16 protein-coding genes and 1 pseudogene are annotated in these 15,205 nt (G+C 70.2%); 7 read left to right on the forward strand and 10 right to left on the reverse strand.

Translation table 11 applies throughout. From position 1 onward, the window contains the following. Positions 1 to 94: pseudogene (locus ABZ319_RS30745) on the forward strand (nuclear export factor GLE1); the annotation flags it as partial. Between the two features lie 56 nt (positions 95 to 150). On the opposite strand, the gene ABZ319_RS30750 reads toward ABZ319_RS30745, so the two are convergent. After that, complete coding sequence (locus tag ABZ319_RS30750; RefSeq protein ID WP_354990044.1) at positions 151 to 1,314, reverse strand: Ig-like domain-containing protein; 1,164 nt, start codon at positions 1,312 to 1,314, stop codon at positions 151 to 153. A gap of 135 nt (positions 1,315 to 1,449) precedes the next feature. Then, complete coding sequence (locus ABZ319_RS30755) at positions 1,450 to 2,493, reverse strand: UDP-N-acetylmuramate dehydrogenase (protein WP_354990045.1); 1,044 nt, start codon at positions 2,491 to 2,493, stop codon at positions 1,450 to 1,452. A 92-nt stretch (positions 2,494 to 2,585) separates the two neighbouring features. Here ABZ319_RS30755 and ABZ319_RS30760 point away from each other — a divergent pair, with 92 nt between their 5' ends. From ABZ319_RS30760 to ABZ319_RS30770, 3 genes are all read left to right on the forward strand, one after another. Next, positions 2,586 to 3,071 carry a DUF2505 domain-containing protein gene (locus tag ABZ319_RS30760; protein ID WP_354990018.1) on the forward strand — a complete coding sequence of 162 codons (486 nt, stop codon included), beginning with the start codon at positions 2,586 to 2,588 and terminating at the stop codon, positions 3,069 to 3,071. A 31-nt stretch (positions 3,072 to 3,102) separates the two neighbouring features. Beyond that, positions 3,103 to 3,618 (forward strand): DUF2505 domain-containing protein, encoded by a 516-nt coding sequence (locus ABZ319_RS30765; RefSeq protein ID WP_354990019.1) that lies wholly within the window; start codon positions 3,103 to 3,105, stop codon positions 3,616 to 3,618. 65 nt (positions 3,619 to 3,683) lie between these two features. Continuing rightward, positions 3,684 to 4,385 carry a class I SAM-dependent methyltransferase gene (locus tag ABZ319_RS30770; protein ID WP_354990020.1) on the forward strand — a complete coding sequence of 234 codons (702 nt, stop codon included), beginning with the start codon at positions 3,684 to 3,686 and terminating at the stop codon, positions 4,383 to 4,385. Positions 4,386 to 4,720: 335 nt separating this feature from the next. Here ABZ319_RS30770 and ABZ319_RS30775 read toward each other — a convergent pair whose 3' ends face one another. Together ABZ319_RS30775 and ABZ319_RS30780 are read right to left on the reverse strand one after the other, a co-directional pair. Then, positions 4,721 to 6,211: a hypothetical protein gene (locus tag ABZ319_RS30775; RefSeq protein ID WP_354990021.1), complete on the reverse strand. Its 1,491-nt coding sequence runs from the start codon at positions 6,209 to 6,211 to the stop codon at positions 4,721 to 4,723. Positions 6,212 to 6,275: 64 nt separating this feature from the next. Further along, the gene (locus ABZ319_RS30780) at positions 6,276 to 6,878 is read right to left on the reverse strand and encodes a type IV toxin-antitoxin system AbiEi family antitoxin domain-containing protein (RefSeq protein ID WP_354990022.1); all 603 of its coding nucleotides are present in this window, start codon (positions 6,876 to 6,878) and stop codon (positions 6,276 to 6,278) included. Positions 6,879 to 6,989: 111 nt separating this feature from the next. Here ABZ319_RS30780 and ABZ319_RS30785 point away from each other — a divergent pair, with 111 nt between their 5' ends. Beyond that, the gene (locus ABZ319_RS30785) at positions 6,990 to 8,267 is read left to right on the forward strand and encodes an LmeA family phospholipid-binding protein (protein ID WP_354990023.1); all 1,278 of its coding nucleotides are present in this window, start codon (positions 6,990 to 6,992) and stop codon (positions 8,265 to 8,267) included. Between the two features lie 95 nt (positions 8,268 to 8,362). On the opposite strand, the gene deoC is transcribed toward ABZ319_RS30785, so the two are convergent. After that, a complete protein-coding gene (gene deoC, locus ABZ319_RS30790; protein ID WP_354990024.1) occupies positions 8,363 to 9,022 on the reverse strand; it encodes a deoxyribose-phosphate aldolase in 660 nt (219 codons plus the stop codon). Positions 9,023 to 9,111: 89 nt separating this feature from the next. Between deoC and ABZ319_RS30795 the strand changes: the two genes are divergently transcribed. Both ABZ319_RS30795 and purU read left to right on the forward strand, forming a co-directional pair. Next, positions 9,112 to 9,657, forward strand: coding sequence for an N-acetyltransferase (locus ABZ319_RS30795; protein WP_354990025.1), 546 nt, complete (start codon positions 9,112 to 9,114; stop codon positions 9,655 to 9,657). Between the two features lie 84 nt (positions 9,658 to 9,741). Next, positions 9,742 to 10,632 (forward strand): formyltetrahydrofolate deformylase, encoded by an 891-nt coding sequence (gene purU, locus ABZ319_RS30800; protein ID WP_354990026.1) that lies wholly within the window; start codon positions 9,742 to 9,744, stop codon positions 10,630 to 10,632. Between the two features lie 384 nt (positions 10,633 to 11,016). Here purU and ABZ319_RS30805 read toward each other — a convergent pair whose 3' ends face one another. The 5 genes from ABZ319_RS30805 to ABZ319_RS30825 all read right to left on the reverse strand — a co-directional run bounded on the left by ABZ319_RS30805 (position 11,017) and on the right by ABZ319_RS30825 (position 15,128). Continuing rightward, entirely contained in the window at positions 11,017 to 12,024 is a 1,008-nt protein-coding gene (locus tag ABZ319_RS30805) for an alpha/beta hydrolase (protein WP_354990027.1), read from the reverse strand. 253 nt (positions 12,025 to 12,277) lie between these two features. Then, complete coding sequence (locus ABZ319_RS30810; protein ID WP_354990028.1) at positions 12,278 to 13,303, reverse strand: alpha/beta hydrolase; 1,026 nt, start codon at positions 13,301 to 13,303, stop codon at positions 12,278 to 12,280. 142 nt (positions 13,304 to 13,445) lie between these two features. Beyond that, positions 13,446 to 13,745: a DUF2516 family protein gene (locus tag ABZ319_RS30815; RefSeq protein ID WP_354990029.1), complete on the reverse strand. Its 300-nt coding sequence runs from the start codon at positions 13,743 to 13,745 to the stop codon at positions 13,446 to 13,448. Positions 13,746 to 13,915: 170 nt separating this feature from the next. Then, entirely contained in the window at positions 13,916 to 14,578 is a 663-nt protein-coding gene (locus tag ABZ319_RS30820; protein WP_354990030.1) for a heparin-binding hemagglutinin, read from the reverse strand. Continuing rightward, the gene (locus ABZ319_RS30825; protein ID WP_354990031.1) at positions 14,571 to 15,128 is read right to left on the reverse strand and encodes a helix-turn-helix transcriptional regulator; all 558 of its coding nucleotides are present in this window, start codon (positions 15,126 to 15,128) and stop codon (positions 14,571 to 14,573) included. The genes ABZ319_RS30820 and ABZ319_RS30825 overlap by 8 nt, the downstream gene beginning before the upstream one ends. Positions 15,129 to 15,205: the final 77 nt, after the last annotated feature.

Raw genomic sequence — 15,205 nt, forward strand, 5'->3', positions numbered from 1 at the left:
CACCGCGTCCACCACCAAACTCACCGTGGCAGTACCGAATTTGAAGAGCGTCCGCACCGAACCCCTCGCGGGCTGGTCCGAGAAGGTCGACCGCACGGGTGCCCGCGCCACCGTCCGGTAAGCGCACTCGGCGTGGAGCCGGGGTTCGGGTCAGCGGCCGCCCGCGGCGGGGGCCGTGGAGGCCGCGGCGGAATCGGAGCCGGCGGGGAGGGCGGACATGCCCTGCCAGGTGGTCCAGTCCAGGGCCCAGTCGTAGATGTCGCCGTCGGCGGCGGAGAGGTCGATCCGGGTGCCGGTCACCTCCACCGGGTCGCCGTAGAGGGCGGTCGGGAAGTAGGACTGGGCGTCGCCGGGGCTCAGGTTGATACAGCCGTTGGTGACGTTCGTATTGCCTTGCGCGGACAGTGATTCGGGGTTCGCGTGGATGAACTCGCCGTTGTTGGAAATTCGCACGGCCCAGCGTTCGCGCACGTTCGTGTAGTACGGCGGGTTGGACATCATGAAGTCCTCGTACTTCTCGGTGACCACGTGCACGCCGGAGCGGGTGACGTTGCGGTCCTCGTTGCCCTCGCCGTAGCTGACCGCGAAATCGAACACGACCTGCCCGTCGCGCACCACCTCCATGCGGTGACTCGGGGCGTTGGCACGCACGATCTGCGCGCGGCCGATGGTGAAGTCCGAGGTCAGGTCGGTGACGCCGTAATTGCCGCCGCCGAAGTCCAGCCCGTAGAGCTTGGCCGCCACCTTCACGGTGGTGCCGGGCTGCCAGTACTCGCGCGGCCGCCAGTGCACCCGCGAGCCCACGTCGGAATCGGGCAGCCACGCCCACGACCCCTCGGTCTTCGGACTCGTGGTGACCGTCAGCGCCTTCTGCACCGTGGCCTTGTCGGTGACGTGCCCGGTGAACTGCAGGATGATCGGCGCCGCGATGCCGACCTCCTGGCCGTCGCCGATATTGATGGTCGCCGGCACCTCGTTCTTGGGTTCGAGGGTGGTGAACTTCGATTCGATCGGCACCGGCTTGCCGTCGGTGCCGACCGCCGTGCCGGACCAGGTGTAGGTGATGCCGTAGCCGAGCGGTTCGGCGATGGTGTATTTGGTTCCGTCCGAACTCAATTCACCGTTGACCTGCTTGCCGTTCGGGTTGCTCAGCGCCACCTGGTCGATGCGGCCGCCGGTCACCGACACCGAGATCGGCGCGGTCGGACTGACATCCGTCGCACCGTCGTCGGGCTCGATCGACACCTTGGCCGCGGGTGCGGCGGGCTCGTCCTTGCCGCCACCGCCCTTGTCCGATGAACATCCGGCCACCATGGCGATGATCGCGAGCAGCGCCGCCAGCACCGTAATAGCCCGCCGTACGGGCACTCGTCCTCGACTGTTCACCGGTTCGACGTTACCCCCGCAAATCGAATGCCCCGGCCACGACCGGGGTGGCGCCGACCACGCCTACAGGGTCAGACCCACGGTCACGGGCTCCGGCTCCAGGTGCACCCGGAAACGCTCAGCAACTCCCTCGCGAACTTCGCGCGCCAGCGCGGCGATGTCGGCCGCGGTCGCCGCGCCCCGATTGGTCAGCGCCAGCGTGTGTTTGGTGGACAGCCGCGCGGGCGCGTCCGCGCCCGGGAAGCCCTTGGCGAATCCGGCGCGTTCGATCAGCCATCCGGCGGAGAACTTCACGCCGCCGGCAACGGCCCAGGTGGGGACCGCCACATCCGCGCCGACATGGGTGGCGATCGCCGCACGCACCTCGTCGACCCGACTGTCCGGAATGACCGGATTGGTGAAGAACGAGCCCGCACTCCAGGTGTCGTGATCGCCGGAATCCAGCACCATGCCCTTGCCCGCCCGCAACCGCAGCACCTCCGCGCGCACCAGCGCGGCCGGCCGCGACTCGCCCTCGTCCGCCCCCAGCGCGGCGGCCAGCTCGCGATACCCCAGCGGCGCACTGGAACCATCGGCGCGCAGGGCGAATTCGACCTCCAGCACCATCGCCGCGTCGCTGTGCTTGAGCACCGAGGTGCGATACCCGAAACCCAGTTCGGCGGGCTCGGCCCAGCGGATCTCCCCGCTCGCCCGATCCAGCAGCCGCACCCGGCGCAGCAGCGCGGCCACCTCGACCCCGTACGCGCCGACGTTCTGCACCGGCGTCGCACCGGCCGAACCCGGTATGCCGGACAGGCATTCGAGCCCGCCGAAACCGGCCTCGACCGTCGCCGCCACCACCGCGTCCCAGTTCGCGCCCGCCTCCGCGACCACGGAGTCCGCGCCGATCCGCACCCCGGTGGTCGCGATCCGCACCGCCACCCCGGCGAAACCGGAATCGGCGATGAGCAGATTCGACCCGCCCGCCACGAGCAGCACCGGAATCCCGGCGGCGTCCAGCGCCCGCACCGTGGCCACCAGCGACTCGGTGCTCGTGCATTCGGCCAGCACCGCGGGCCCGCCCACCCGCAGGGTCGTCAGCTCCGCCAGCGGAACCGCGTCGCGCAGCAGCGCGCCGGTCCCGCCGAGCCGGTCCCGCAGGTCGTCGAAGGACACCACCCCAGAAGTACGCACAGGCACAGACGGTAGCCTGTCCGACCATGGCGACACCTCTGGCCTTCACTGCGCACTCCCCGCATTCCACCGCCGCCGTGCGCGCTGCCTTCTCCAGCGAGCAGTACTGGAAGGACCGCATCGAGAACGTCGGCGGCCCGAACGCCCGCATCGACTCCATCTCGATCAACGGCGATCACGTGCGCGTGGACATGGTGCAGGCCATCCCCGCCGAGGAACTCCCCACCCAGATCACCGCGGTCCGCCCCGGCGACCTGATCATCCCGCGCACCGAGACCTGGGACGGCAGCGGCGGCACCGTGGAGGCCCGCGTCGAGGGCGCGCCCGCCACCGTGCAGGGCACCCTGTCGGTCACCGACGACGGCACCGGTTCGGTCTTCGTGGTGGACGCCAGCATCGAGGTCAAGATCCCGCTCTTCGGCAAGAAGATCGAGGCCGCGGTGCAGCAGCACCTGACCGAACTGCTGGAGCGCGAAGCCGAGTTCACCGCCAATTGGCTGAGTTCACACTGACGGGGCACATCCCGCAGTAACCTGACCGATCGTGCCTCGCCGACTGGACTACTCCGCACGCTATTCGCTGCACACCACGAAAGAGGTGTACGCGGCCCTCGCGAACCGCGAACTGTGGGACGCGCGCATCGAGGAGATGCGGAAGCACTCACCCAACGACCTGGTGAGTCTGGACGCCGGCGACCACGGCATCGAGGTCGAGATGCGGCACGTGCTGCCGCGCGAATCGCTGCCGGACCTGGCGCGCTCGTTCTGGCGCGAGGACATGGTCATCACCCGCCGGGAACGCTGGGGCGCCTTCGGACCCGAGACGACCGGCGAATACACGACCCAACTGCCCGGCGCCCCCGGCACGCTCGGCGGCGACATGCGCCTGTTCCCCACCGACACCGGCTGCACGCTGCGCACCTCGTCCCGTGCGACGGTGCAGATTCCATTCTTCGGACGCAAACTGGAACAGCTCATGCTGGTGAATCTGGTGGACCTGTTCCGAGCCGAGGCAGAGGTGACACAGCGCTGGCTGGATCAGCAGCACCCCGTCGGCTGAAACCGATCGGAACGATCACCCGCGGCACCACCGGCATCAACCGGCTGCGCCGCGGTGATCGCTGGATGGCACACGATGTCCTGATCACCAGGAGATTGCTGGAGGCGGCGGATCCGCTCGTGGTCGACCTCGGCTACGGCGCCAGCCCGGTCACCACCCTGGAAATGGCGGCCCGGCTCCGGGCCGTGCGCCCGGACCTGCGCGTGGTCGGGCTGGAGATCGATCCCGAGCGCGTGGTCCCCGGCCGCGACGGCGTCGTATTCGCCCGGGGCGGTTTCGAATTGGCGGGCCTGCGCCCGAACCTGGTGCGCGCCTTCAACGTCCTGCGCCAGTACCCCGAATCCGCCGTCCCCGCCGCCTGGTCCACGATTCTGTCCGGCCTGGCCCCGGACGGCCTGCTGCTGGACGGCACCTGCGACGAGCTGGGCCGCCGCTGCGCCTGGATCCTGCTGGACCGCGCCGGCCCCCGCTCGCTGACCCTGGCCTGGGATCCGTTCACCGTCGATCAGCCCTCCGACATCGCCGAACGGCTTCCCAAGGCGCTCATCCACCGCAACATCCCCGGCGAACCCATCCACACCCTGCTCACCGCCGCCGACCGCGCCTGGGCCGTCGCCGCGCCGCTGGCCCCCTACGGCCCGCGCGCCCGCTGGCGGCACGCGGCGAATCTCCTACTCGAGCAAGGCTTCCCGCTGCGCCCGCAACGCCGTCGCCTGCGCGACAACCAACTCACCATCCCCTGGTCGGCCGTCGCCCCGCTCCCCTGACCGGACGCGACACACCCCGGCCGGTGGCCTTCGACGACGACGGCCCTCGTGCGCGGCACCCAGCCCCGGGCCGGGGGCGACACACCCCGATTGCTCGGGACGATGACGGGCTCGGCGATCCCCCAGCGCGGCCATCCCCCGGCCACGCCAATCCCCCCGGGCCCGGCCACACCCCGGCCCGGCCACACCTCGAGCCCGAGCGGATCGACCCAACCGGTGATCGACAGCCCGGATCACGGCAGCCCAGCCGACAACGACGCGACCGCCGGCGCCCACGGCGACGCGACGGCCGCGGGCCGGCAACACGATCCGGCCCGGCAGTGCCCGAGCGCCGCTCAGACCGGGCGGATCCGATCGCGCAGGGTCTGGATCGAGCCGGTCAGCGCGGCGGGCGCGACCAGCGAGCGCGGGGTGAAGGGCTGCCGCCACAGACCGCCGTGCAGCGCGCCGATCGTGAAGAGCGACTCGGGATTCGAGCCGGCCGGCTCCGGGGCGAACAGGTCGGCGACCAGCTTGGCGGCCAGCAGAACCCGGGCGGTGGCGGGGTCGAAGATCTCGATCCCGAAGTGCCCGGCAGCCCGGTGGGCGGCGCTGCGCCACGGCGGTTCGTGTGCGGTCGCGGTCCAGGTCGGCGGGGTGACCGTGTAGGAGACGCCGTGCCCGGACTCCCGGGCCAGGGTGGCGCGCCAGCGCGGAAGCCGCTGGGCCAGCGCGTAATCGGGGCCCGCGAGATACGGCAGATTGTCGAACAGTCCCCACGGCGCGCCGTCCGCGTCGAAGGTGGGGCGGGTGTAGTTGAGGTGATACAGCGAGCGCGGGGCCAACCGGTGCAGCAGATCCTGGGCCGAGCCGCGAATCCCCCTGTCGGCCAGGTGCTCCCGGGCCCCCAGCACGACCGATTCCGGCACGGCGTAGCAGTCGGCCGACGAACCGTGCAGCGCGAGAACGGCATCCGGATGGCGGCGCAGCACGGTCTCGGCCAGCACGTCCGAGGCCGCGGCGATCCGCAGCCCGGCCGCCCCGGCCCGGCTCGCATACGAGCCCAGAACCGGACGGGCATCGGACTGCGCGCTGATCCACCGCGCCAACGCGGGAAAACCGCTGCCGATGTCCACCCCCGGCCCCCGATCGGTGACCGGATACCGCATGACGCCCGCACCGGCCCGCGCCCGCGCCCGCAGGCGATCCCAGCGCCCGCGCCCCGGCAGTTCCACCGCCAGCACCTGCGCACCCCAGGACAGCAGCGGCCGCAGCGGGCTCAGCACGGCCGCGGCCCCGGTGAGGGTCATGCGAAAACCCGGCAGCGACAACCACTCCGGATGTTCGGCGACCACCCGCACGGCGGCCGCGAAACCGGGTTCGACGATGCCCCGGTCCTGCCAGTCCGTCAGCTGCCGCAGCAGTTCCTCGTCCGCCAGTACCCGGCCCTGCCAGGGAATTTCGAGCCGCCGCACGGGTTCGGCGGCGCCCTCGACGCTCGCGACACCCAGTTCGGCGCCCGTGGCCGCCGCGTCCACATCGGCCGCGTCCAGCGACGTGACGGTGGCCCCGGACGCGAAGCGCAGCATGGTGCGCATCGAATGCAGCCCGTCGCGCGCGACCCCGTGCGCCGCCCCGGGCGCGCTCACCGCCAGCGCGGTCAGCGCGCGGAAGACGGGGTGATAGCCGTGCCGCCAATCCCGCATGGTCTCCACCGACTGCGCCAGATCCGCGTCATGGCGGCGTACCGCGTCGGCGACGACCGCCGCCGAGAACATCTCCGCCATCCGCTCGGGCGGCCCGGGCGGAAAGGCCAGATCCCAGACACCGGCGCGGAGGATCCCCATGATCGATCACCCTGCCACGAAATCCGGCCGGGCAAAACTCGAAAATCGGACATTCACCGCGGTATCAAGCCCTGGTGAGCGCCCGATGCAACCGGGCGGCCGTCGGCGGCGGCAGACCCGCGCTGGCGGTGCGTATTTCGGCGGTGTCGCAGCGGTGGATGGCCACCGCGTCGGCGACCACCTCGTCCAGGGCGGACTGCCCGATCCCGGCCTCGGCCAGATCCAGGACCGTGCGCAGCGGCGTCGTCACCAGGAAGGTGCCCGCCGATTCCACGTCGTTGCGGGCGAACGCCCGCCGCAGCACCACCAGCCGGGGCGAGAGCGGGAACCGCCCGACCCGCGCCGACATGTGCACGAAGCGCGGTCGCAACCGGCCCAATCCGTGCAGTTCGGCGGCGCTGTGATGGGAGACCGCGGCCGCGCCGTCGAACCAGGCCGACCACATGGCGTACTCGTCCAGCGGCCCGTCCGGCCATGCGGCCAGCCGCAGCAACCCCACCCCGGCCCGGACCACCGAGCCGTCCCGGAGACCGTCGCGTATGCGGGCCTCGCACCCGGTCTGCAGCACCTGCCGGGTCGTGAAATACCCGGCGTGCCGACCGGCCAACTCCTGCAACGCCAGCCACCCTTTTTCCGGATCGGGCTCCGCTGCCGCACTCCCAGCCATGCGTTCAGGCTACGCGCACCCCTGTGCGTTATGTCACAATCCGCCGCGAGTGAGCCGACACCTCACCGGAAGCACAGAGCACACACAGAAAGCTCGTGAACAATCGGCCGCATGAGTTCGAACCCTCACTCGGACGACGCCGACCGGCCTGCCGCGGAGCACGACGCGGGCGCCACCGGCGCCGACGCACCCGATCAGCAGGCCCAGCCGACCGAAGTAATCCATTCGGGCACAAAGAAATCCGACAAACCGGGCGATCCCGGCGAACTAGCCGGCGCGGACGACGCCACCGTCGTGGCGAAACCCGCCGCACCCGGCGCGGACGACGGCAAAACAGAGGTCATCCCCGGCCAGGGCACCGCCCAGCCCGCGGAATGGTGGCAGGAAACCGAGCAGTTCGGCGCGGCCGAGGGCTCGCGCGCGCCGGAGACCGAGCGCTATGAACAGGCGACCGTCGCCCTCGGACAGCAGTCCCCGAACGCGCCCGAGGCCACCGAAGTGCTGCCCGTCCCCGGCGACACCGGCGAACACCCCACCCGGGCATTGCATCCGGGCGACGCGGCCTATGCCGCCGCACCCGGGGCGGCCCCGGTCGCCGCTGGCGCGCAGGTACCGCCCGGCACGCCCCCGCCGCCCGCGAATACCACCGGCGGACAGGGCGGTTCGCCCCGGAAGGGGCGGAAACGCCGGACCGCGTTGATCATCGGCGTCGTCGTCGCGATGGTCCTGGTCGGCGGCCTGGCCTTCGGCGAGGCCTATGCCCGGCGCACCGTGGAGAACTGCATCGCTTCGCAATTCGAGCAGCAGATGGGCTCCAAGATCGACGTGTCGTTCGGCGCCAAACCCATGCTCGTCACGATGCTCGACAAGAAGGTCGGCTCGGTCACGGTGGACAGCGACGACACCAAGTTCGGCCCGGCGGTCGGGATGAAGGTGCACGCGGTCTTCAACGACCTCGAGATGCAGGACGACGGCCGTCAGGGCGGCAGCGTCGGCAGCTCCGAGGCCGAGGTCAGCTGGAGCAACGACGGCATCGCGAAAACCATGGGCGGCCTGGTATCCGGCGTCACCTCCGATCCCAAGGCCGGCACCCTGAACTTCGCGGTGCTCGCCGGGCTGGCCGAATTGCAGATCAAGCCCAAGGTGGTCGGCGACAAGATCGAGGTCGAGACCGTGTCGGCGGCCCTGCTCGGCATCGGCCTGCCCACCGATCTGGTCTCGGGCATCGTGGAACTCATGACCGAGAGCCTGCAGAGCTACCCGATGGGCCTGCAGCCCACCAAGATCGAGATCACCTCGGACGGCCTGCACGTCTCCCTGCGCGGCGGTCCCACCAAGCTGGAGCCCGTCGAAGGGCAGCAGCAGCAGGTCACCGAATTGCGCTGCTGAACTCGGGAGCGAAAAGCCCGTGCCCGCGCCGGAATTCCGGCGCGGGCACGCGACTGCCGACCGGATTCACCACTCCGGCACCGTGGCTCACGGGATCAGGCCGGAAAGCCCGCCAGCACTTCACGAGAACGCGACAGGCCCAGCCGGGTCGCCCCGGCCGCGATCAGTTCCGCCGCCGCCTCCGACGTTCGAATCCCGCCGCTGGCCTTGACGCCCAGCCGCCCGCCCACCGTTTCGGCCATCAGCCGCACCGCGTGGACACTGGCCCCGCCCGCCGGATGGAATCCGGTCGAGGTCTTCACGAAATCCGCGCCCGCCTGCTCGGCCACCCGGCACACCTCGACGATGGCCGCGTCGCTCAGCGCCGCCGACTCGATGATCACCTTCAACAGCGCGCGCTCCCCCACCGCCTCGCGCACGGTGATGATGTCCCCCAGCACCGCGTTGTAGTCACCGGCCACCGCCGCGCCCACGTCGATGACCATGTCCACCTCCGCCGCGCCCTGATCCACCGCGAGCCGCGCCTCCGCGCCCTTGATCAGCGAATGATGTTTGCCGGACGGAAAACCCGCGACCGTGGCCACCACCAGGCCGGGCGCCCGGGTCGGCAGCATGGCCGGAGAGATACAGATCGCGAAGACGCCCAGCTCACGGGCCTCCTCGACGAGCGCTTCCACATCCGGGACGGTCGCCTCCGGCGCGAGCAGGGTGTGATCGATCATCGCCGCCACGTCACGGCGGGAAAGCTCAGCCATGAGCGTCGATTTTGGCATATCGGCAGCGAATCGCATTTACTTCGGACCGATCGTTGCGCCCCGGCGATGCCGTCACGCACACTCGTAAGGTGCTGATTCGTCGTGAACGTCCCGGCGACGCCGCCGCGATCGACGCGGTACACCGCAGCGCCTTCGCAAGTCAGTACGCGAACGCCCCCGGCAGCGGCCTCGCCACCACCCGCACCGACCCACCCGAAGTGGGGCTGGTGCGCCACCTGCGCGACCATTCGGCCTGGATTCCGACCCTGTCCATGGTCGCCGAGATCCACCAGGGCGTCGTGGGGCACATCTGCCTCACCCGGGCCGGCATCGGCCCGTTCCCCGTGCTGGCGCTGGGCCCGATCGGCGTCCTGGCCGAGGCGCAGGCGCACGGGGCCGGCTCGGCCCTCATGCACGCCGCCCTGGGGGCCGCCGAAGCCCTGGACGAGACGCTGGTGGGCCTGCTCGGCAGTCTGGACTGGTACCCGAGGTTCGGCTTCGTCCCCGGCGCCCGGCTCGGCATCGCCCCCGATCAACCCGACTGGGCCACGCACTTCCAGGTCCGCCCGCTCGCCGCCTACGACACCGAGATCATCGGCGACTTCCGCTACCCGGACCCCTTCTACGAGCTCTGAACCCCGGCGCGCCCGGCGCCCCGGCGACACCCGCCGCCCCGGCCGGACGCCGCCTGCCCACGGCGGCCGCATAGGGTGACCAGCATGAGTTCCACCCCTGGCAATCCGGACGACCGTCGCTTCGTGCTGACCCTGGGCTGCCCCGACCGTCCCGGCATCATCGCCCGCATCACCTCGTTCATCGCCGACTTCGGCGGGTCGATCGTCGAGGCCGGATACCACTCCGACCTCGAGACCGGCTGGTTCTTCACGCGCCAGGCGATCAAGGCGGCGACCGTTCCGTTCGGACTGGACGAGCTGCGCGACCGGTTCTCCGCCATCGCCGCCGAACTGGGCCCGGAGACCGAATGGCAGATGCACGACACCGGTGAGCGCCGCCGCGCGGTACTGCTGGTCAGCAAGGACGGGCACTGCCTGCACGATCTGCTCGGCCGCGCGGGCTCCGGTGAGCTGCCCGCCACCATCGAGGCCGTGATCGGCAACCATCCCGACCTCGCGGGCATGACCGAGGCGCACGGCGTGAAATTCCACTACGTGCCGTTCCCCAAGGACCCGGCCGAGCGCGGCCCCGCCTTCGAACAGGTCCGGGACCTGGTCGACGCGCACGACCCGCACGCCGTGGTCCTGGCCCGCTTCATGCAGGTGCTGCCACCGGAACTGTGCGCCCACTGGTCGGGCAAGGCCCTGAACATCCACCACAGCTTCCTGCCGTCCTTCGTCGGCGCTCGCCCCTACCACCAGGCGTTCGCCCGCGGCGTGAAGCTGATCGGCGCGACCTGCCACTACGTGACCGCCGAACTGGACGCAGGCCCGATCCTGGAACAGGACGTGAGCCGCATCGACCACGCCGACACCGTCCACGACATGGTCCGCCAGGGCCGCGACATAGAACGCGTGGTCCTGGCCCGCGGCCTCCGCTGGCACCTCGAGGGCCGGGTCCTGGTCCACGGCCGCCGCACGGTCGTCTTCAACTAGCACGGGTCGCCCCGCTGTTCGAGCCATGGTGCGGCGGGGCCTCGGCCGAGGCATCTCGTAACCCGGGTCGGCACCTGATCTCGTTCCGGCCGGGGTAACTCCTCGGGTACGGGCGAACTCTCCCCGCACGATCCCGCAGGCGGCCGACGCAACCGGCAAACCGCCTGAGTCAGGCAATAATTCGCGGAGAGGCGGAACCGAAAGCGCCCCTGCCACACGCCATTGTGTGACAGGGGCATTCTCGTCGCCCGAGGCGACAACTGATCTCGCACCGATCGGGGTAACTCACCGGGTACGGGCCAACTCGCCCCCACGATCCCGCAGGCGGCCGACGCAACCGGCAAACCGCCTGAGTCAGGCGAAAATTCGCGGGGAGGCGGTCGATCAGCCTGCCTGGCCCACGGTCGCGCTCATTCCCCGGCGGCCCATCCGGATCAGGCGGTGGAGTTCGTTGTTGAACGCCGTCTCGGCCTCGATGTTCACCAGGTGCCCGGTGGGCAGGATGACGTAGCGGTCGAGATAGCCCGCGTCGGCCAGGGTGTCGGCGATCTCGCGCGAGTGCACCTCGGGCAGCAGGCGGTCGTGCGAACCGGCGATGACCGTGGTCGGCACCGTCAGATTCGCGGCCGCGCCGTGCAGATCGAGGTTGAGCAGGCCGCGCGCGACCGCGGCGCGCACCGACGGCCGGCACGAACGCACCACGGACAGACCGAAACTCGCCTCGTCGTCGGTGGCGGCGGCGGTCAGCAGCCTGCTCTTGGCGACCACGTTCATGGCCCGCCCGCCCGGCAGCGGCAGCGGCGTGCCGAAGAGCACCAGCGTCAGCCAGTCCGGCGCGGGGACAAGGGTGTTGAAGACCGGGAGCACGGTGGCGCGGGTGCGGATCTGCCGCGCGGCGGTGGTGGCCAGCAGCACCGCGGAGGCGCGCTGGGCGACCTGCTCGGGATAGCGCTGGGCCCAGGCCTGAATGGTCATGCCGCCCATGCTGTGCCCGACCAGGGTCGCGCGCTGCCCGGGCCGCAGCACGGCCTCGAGGATCTCGGAGAAGTCGTCGGCGAGCTGATCGGGGCCGAAAGCGACACTGCCGCTCTGGCTTTCCCCGTGGCCGCGCTGATCGAAGGCGATCACGCGGTATTCCCCGGCGAACGCGTTGATCTGCGGGTTCCAGTATTCGAGGGCGCAGGACCAGCCGTGCGCCAGCACGATGGTCTCGCCGTCGGCGGGTCCGTAGGCGTGTACGCGCAGATTCGCACCGTCCCGGGTGGTTACCGGAATGACTTCGGCGGGTCGCGGCGTATTGAAGGACTCGGTCGCATAGGTCCGGTTCCGCAGGGCGGTCCGGAAGGGGGCGGTCAGGAAATCCGCGCCCGTCTCAGGCAGTTTCACCAGCATGAGCACTCCTTTGTGTTCCCGGCCACAGTACCGCGCTAGCTCCGGTGCTTGCTAGAGCAAGCGGCGAATTTTTTCGAATTCGCCCTTCGCGACCCGTGTTTGCCGAATACCCGTTCCGCCGCAATGCCATTCACCTCGGCAGCGACGATCGCGAAGCGGGCCTGTTATCTACAACACATCCTCGGGCGGTTTCATGCCGCCGGTAAGAGTCCCCAGGGGTGGATATCCCCACCCCCGAAAACCCCGGCCACACTCAGGCTCCGACCACCTGGGCCGGAATCCCGAACGCGGACTTGGCAACCCGCGCGAGTTCGCCGTTGAACTCGCGGTACGCCTCCAGGTTCCCCAGATGCCCGGTGGGCAGAATGCGGTAGCCGTCGAGAGTGCCCGCCTCGGTGAGCATCTCGGCGATGAGATCCGCGTGCACGACCGGGGTCATGTCGTCGGCGGAGCCGGCGATGATGCTGGTCGGCACCGTGAGATTCACCGCGCCGCGACCCACGTCCAGGTGCGAGAGCAGCTCGCCGAACCGGCCGCGCACCTTCGCCGGACAGGACCGCACGATGTTCTGCCCGAACTCCGCGATGTCGCCCACCGAGTCCAGGCTCATGATCTGCCGGCGGAACAGCCAGCTCACCGGCGCGATCGGCGGGAAGAGCACCGGCAGGCTGAGTCCGAGCAGGCCGACGGCGAACGGTAGCTTCAGCAGGCCGCCGCGATTGCAGAACGGGACCACCGTGGTGTGGTTGATGAGATCGCTCGCGGCGGTGTTGCTCAGCAGCACCGCGACGGCCCGCTGCTGCACGCGCTCGGGGTACCGCCCGGCCCAGCCCTGAATCGTCATGCCGCCCAGGCTGTGTCCCACCAGCACCGCGCGCCGGCCCGGCCGCAGGGTGGCCTCCAGCACCGCGTCCAGGTCGTCGGCCAGCTGATCGGTGGTGAGCGGGGCGGTGCCCTCGTCGCTCTCACCGTGCCCGCGCACGTCGTAGGCGATGACGCGGTAGTCGCCCGCGAAGGCGTTGATCTGCGGATTCCAGTACTCCAGCGCGCAGGTCCAGCCGTGCACCAGCACGATGGTCTCGGCGTCGGCCGGTCCGTACGCGTGCACCCGCAGGTGCGCGCCGTCGGTCGTGGTCACCGGTACAACTTCGTAGGGTCCGGCGGGCGGATTCAGATCCGCGTTGCCGTAGGTGCGAGTGCGCAGGTCGGCGCGGTGCTTACGCAGCAGCTCGCTGATTCTTGCGCCCAGGTCAGCCCGGGAGGGCAGCATTGCCCGCATAGGACACTCCTTTGTGTTACTGCTAATTACAGTAACTCCGCCGGAGCGTGCTAGCTAGTGCAAGCACCCAAAAACTTCGCGATCGGCCGACTACCTGGGACTCAGCCCTCCGCCGACGCCGAACACGGCCGCGACCCGCGGATCACCAGCGCGGACCCCGCTGGATCTCGTCGACCTTGGGCCGCACGTCGGCCAGATACACGCCGGTGGCCACGATCGCCGCGATGCCCAGCAGACCGACCACGGTCCCGCCGAGCAGCAGCCCGCCCAGCGAGGCCGCCAGAATCGCGAGCCAGACCGGTTTCGTCAGTTTGTCCACCGCGGTGAAAGCGTCCGGGCGCTGGCGAATCGCATGTACCAGCGCGAACACCGTCATGCCGAACGCGAGGAACCACAGGACCTGCAGAATCAACCCGGGAATATTGCCCATCACCCCGCCCATCATACGAGTGCGGCATCACCGGCCACCCGTTCTCGCCGCCGACACTCGCCCGGGCGGCCCCCGCGCAGGTCACCGGACGAAACCGGAGCGGGCGACCGCCCCCGGAAACGACTGCGACCCCCGCACAGTGAATGTGCGAGGGCCACAGCTCGATCGAGCGCGAAGGGCGCTTACTTCTTGGCGGCGGGCGTGGCCTTCTTGGCCGGCGCCTTCTTCGCGGGAGCCTTCTTGGCGACCGGAGCCGGGGTCTCGACGACCGGGGCGGGCTCGGTCACGGTCTCGACCTGCACGACCTCGGCATCGACGGCCTCCTCGGCCACCGGCGCGGCCTTGGCGCCCAGCAGCGGCGAGACCTGGTCGGACACCTTGCCGACCACGCCCTGCGCCTGCGAGACCAGGTCGCTGTAGAGGGTCTCGACCTGCGCGAAGCGCTCTTCGAAGGACGGGTTGGTGCGCAGCTTCTCGACGGTCTCCTCGCCGCGGGCGGCGAAGTCGGCGTAGAGGTCCAGCAGCTGGTGGTAGTACTGGTCGACGAGCTTGCGCAGCTCCTCGGCGGTGGCCTTCTCGCGCAGCTCGGCCAGATCCTCGGGCAGCTCGGACGGGAGCGCGGTGATGCGCTGGCGCAGCACCTCGACCTGGCCCTTGGCGTCGGCGGGCAGGTTGGCGAAGCGCTCGCGCGCCTCCTCCACCCGGCCGGACACGTCGGTGGCCGCGGCCTTGCCGCGCAGCTTCTCGATGGTGTCGAGCACGGACGCGTAGATCGCGTCGCCGGCGCCGACGGTGGCGTAGATGGGCTTGGTCACGGTCGCGGTGCGCGTGCTGGTCTCAGTCATGTGTCTCGTTCTCCTGGCGTGACGGAACTTCGGTTGTGCGGTTCGGAACCTCGTTGTCCCTGAGGGCGTTTCGGCCCTCGTTTCCCCCGGGAGCGCCCCCCAATTGGTTCGTCGCGTCCCCTCTGTCCTCGCTCGCCGCGTTTTCCCGGCGGAACGATTCGTAGATGTCCAACAGCACCTGCTTCTGCCGTTCGGAGATTTCCGTGTCGGCGAGCAGGGCGTCGCGGACGGGACCGTGCGGCCTCTGCTCGAGGTACCCGGCCCGCATGTACAAGACCTCCGAGGACACCCGCAGACCCTTCGCGATCTGCGCGAGCACCTCGGCGGACGGGTTGCGCAGTCCGCGCTCGATCTGGCTGAGATACGGGTTGCTCACCCCCGCCAGCAGTGCGAGCTGACGCAGCGAGACCTGAGCGGCCTCACGCTGTGCTCGGATGAAGCCCCCGATGTCGTGAGCCGCGTTGGCTACGCGACCCGTCCGATCGTCGGCGGCGGACGTCTCCGCCTTGTCGCCCTCGATCGGTTCGGAAACCTCGGGATCGTTCGTCATCACGCACCTTCTGGTGGTTGTACGGCCAATTCTAAAACCAGGTGCTAGCTCTTGCAAGCGCTCTGCTAGCAGTGTCT

The organism is Nocardia sp. NPDC005978, from assembly GCF_040614455.1.
In the GTDB taxonomy this organism is placed as follows: Bacteria; Actinomycetota; Actinomycetes; order Mycobacteriales; family Mycobacteriaceae; genus Nocardia.

Excerpts from the sequence above, each read along its gene's own strand:
- ABZ319_RS30750 (WP_354990044.1), bottom strand. The coding sequence starts at position 1,314 with ATGGTGGCCGGATGTTCATCGGACAAGGGCGGTGGCGGCAAGGACGAG.
- ABZ319_RS30760 (WP_354990018.1), top strand. The coding sequence starts at position 2,586 with ATGGCGACACCTCTGGCCTTCACTGCGCACTCCCCGCATTCCACCGCC.
- ABZ319_RS30770 (WP_354990020.1), top strand. The coding sequence starts at position 3,684 with ATGGCACACGATGTCCTGATCACCAGGAGATTGCTGGAGGCGGCGGAT.
- ABZ319_RS30775 (WP_354990021.1), bottom strand. The coding sequence starts at position 6,211 with ATGGGGATCCTCCGCGCCGGTGTCTGGGATCTGGCCTTTCCGCCCGGG.
- ABZ319_RS30780 (WP_354990022.1), bottom strand. The coding sequence starts at position 6,878 with ATGGCTGGGAGTGCGGCAGCGGAGCCCGATCCGGAAAAAGGGTGGCTG.
- ABZ319_RS30785 (WP_354990023.1), top strand. The coding sequence starts at position 6,990 with ATGAGTTCGAACCCTCACTCGGACGACGCCGACCGGCCTGCCGCGGAG.
- deoC (WP_354990024.1), bottom strand. The coding sequence starts at position 9,022 with ATGGCTGAGCTTTCCCGCCGTGACGTGGCGGCGATGATCGATCACACC.
- purU (WP_354990026.1), top strand. The coding sequence starts at position 9,742 with ATGAGTTCCACCCCTGGCAATCCGGACGACCGTCGCTTCGTGCTGACC.
- ABZ319_RS30805 (WP_354990027.1), bottom strand. The coding sequence starts at position 12,024 with ATGCTGGTGAAACTGCCTGAGACGGGCGCGGATTTCCTGACCGCCCCC.
- ABZ319_RS30810 (WP_354990028.1), bottom strand. The coding sequence starts at position 13,303 with ATGCGGGCAATGCTGCCCTCCCGGGCTGACCTGGGCGCAAGAATCAGC.
- ABZ319_RS30815 (WP_354990029.1), bottom strand. The coding sequence starts at position 13,745 with ATGGGCGGGGTGATGGGCAATATTCCCGGGTTGATTCTGCAGGTCCTG.
- ABZ319_RS30820 (WP_354990030.1), bottom strand. The coding sequence starts at position 14,578 with ATGACTGAGACCAGCACGCGCACCGCGACCGTGACCAAGCCCATCTAC.
- ABZ319_RS30825 (WP_354990031.1), bottom strand. The coding sequence starts at position 15,128 with ATGACGAACGATCCCGAGGTTTCCGAACCGATCGAGGGCGACAAGGCG.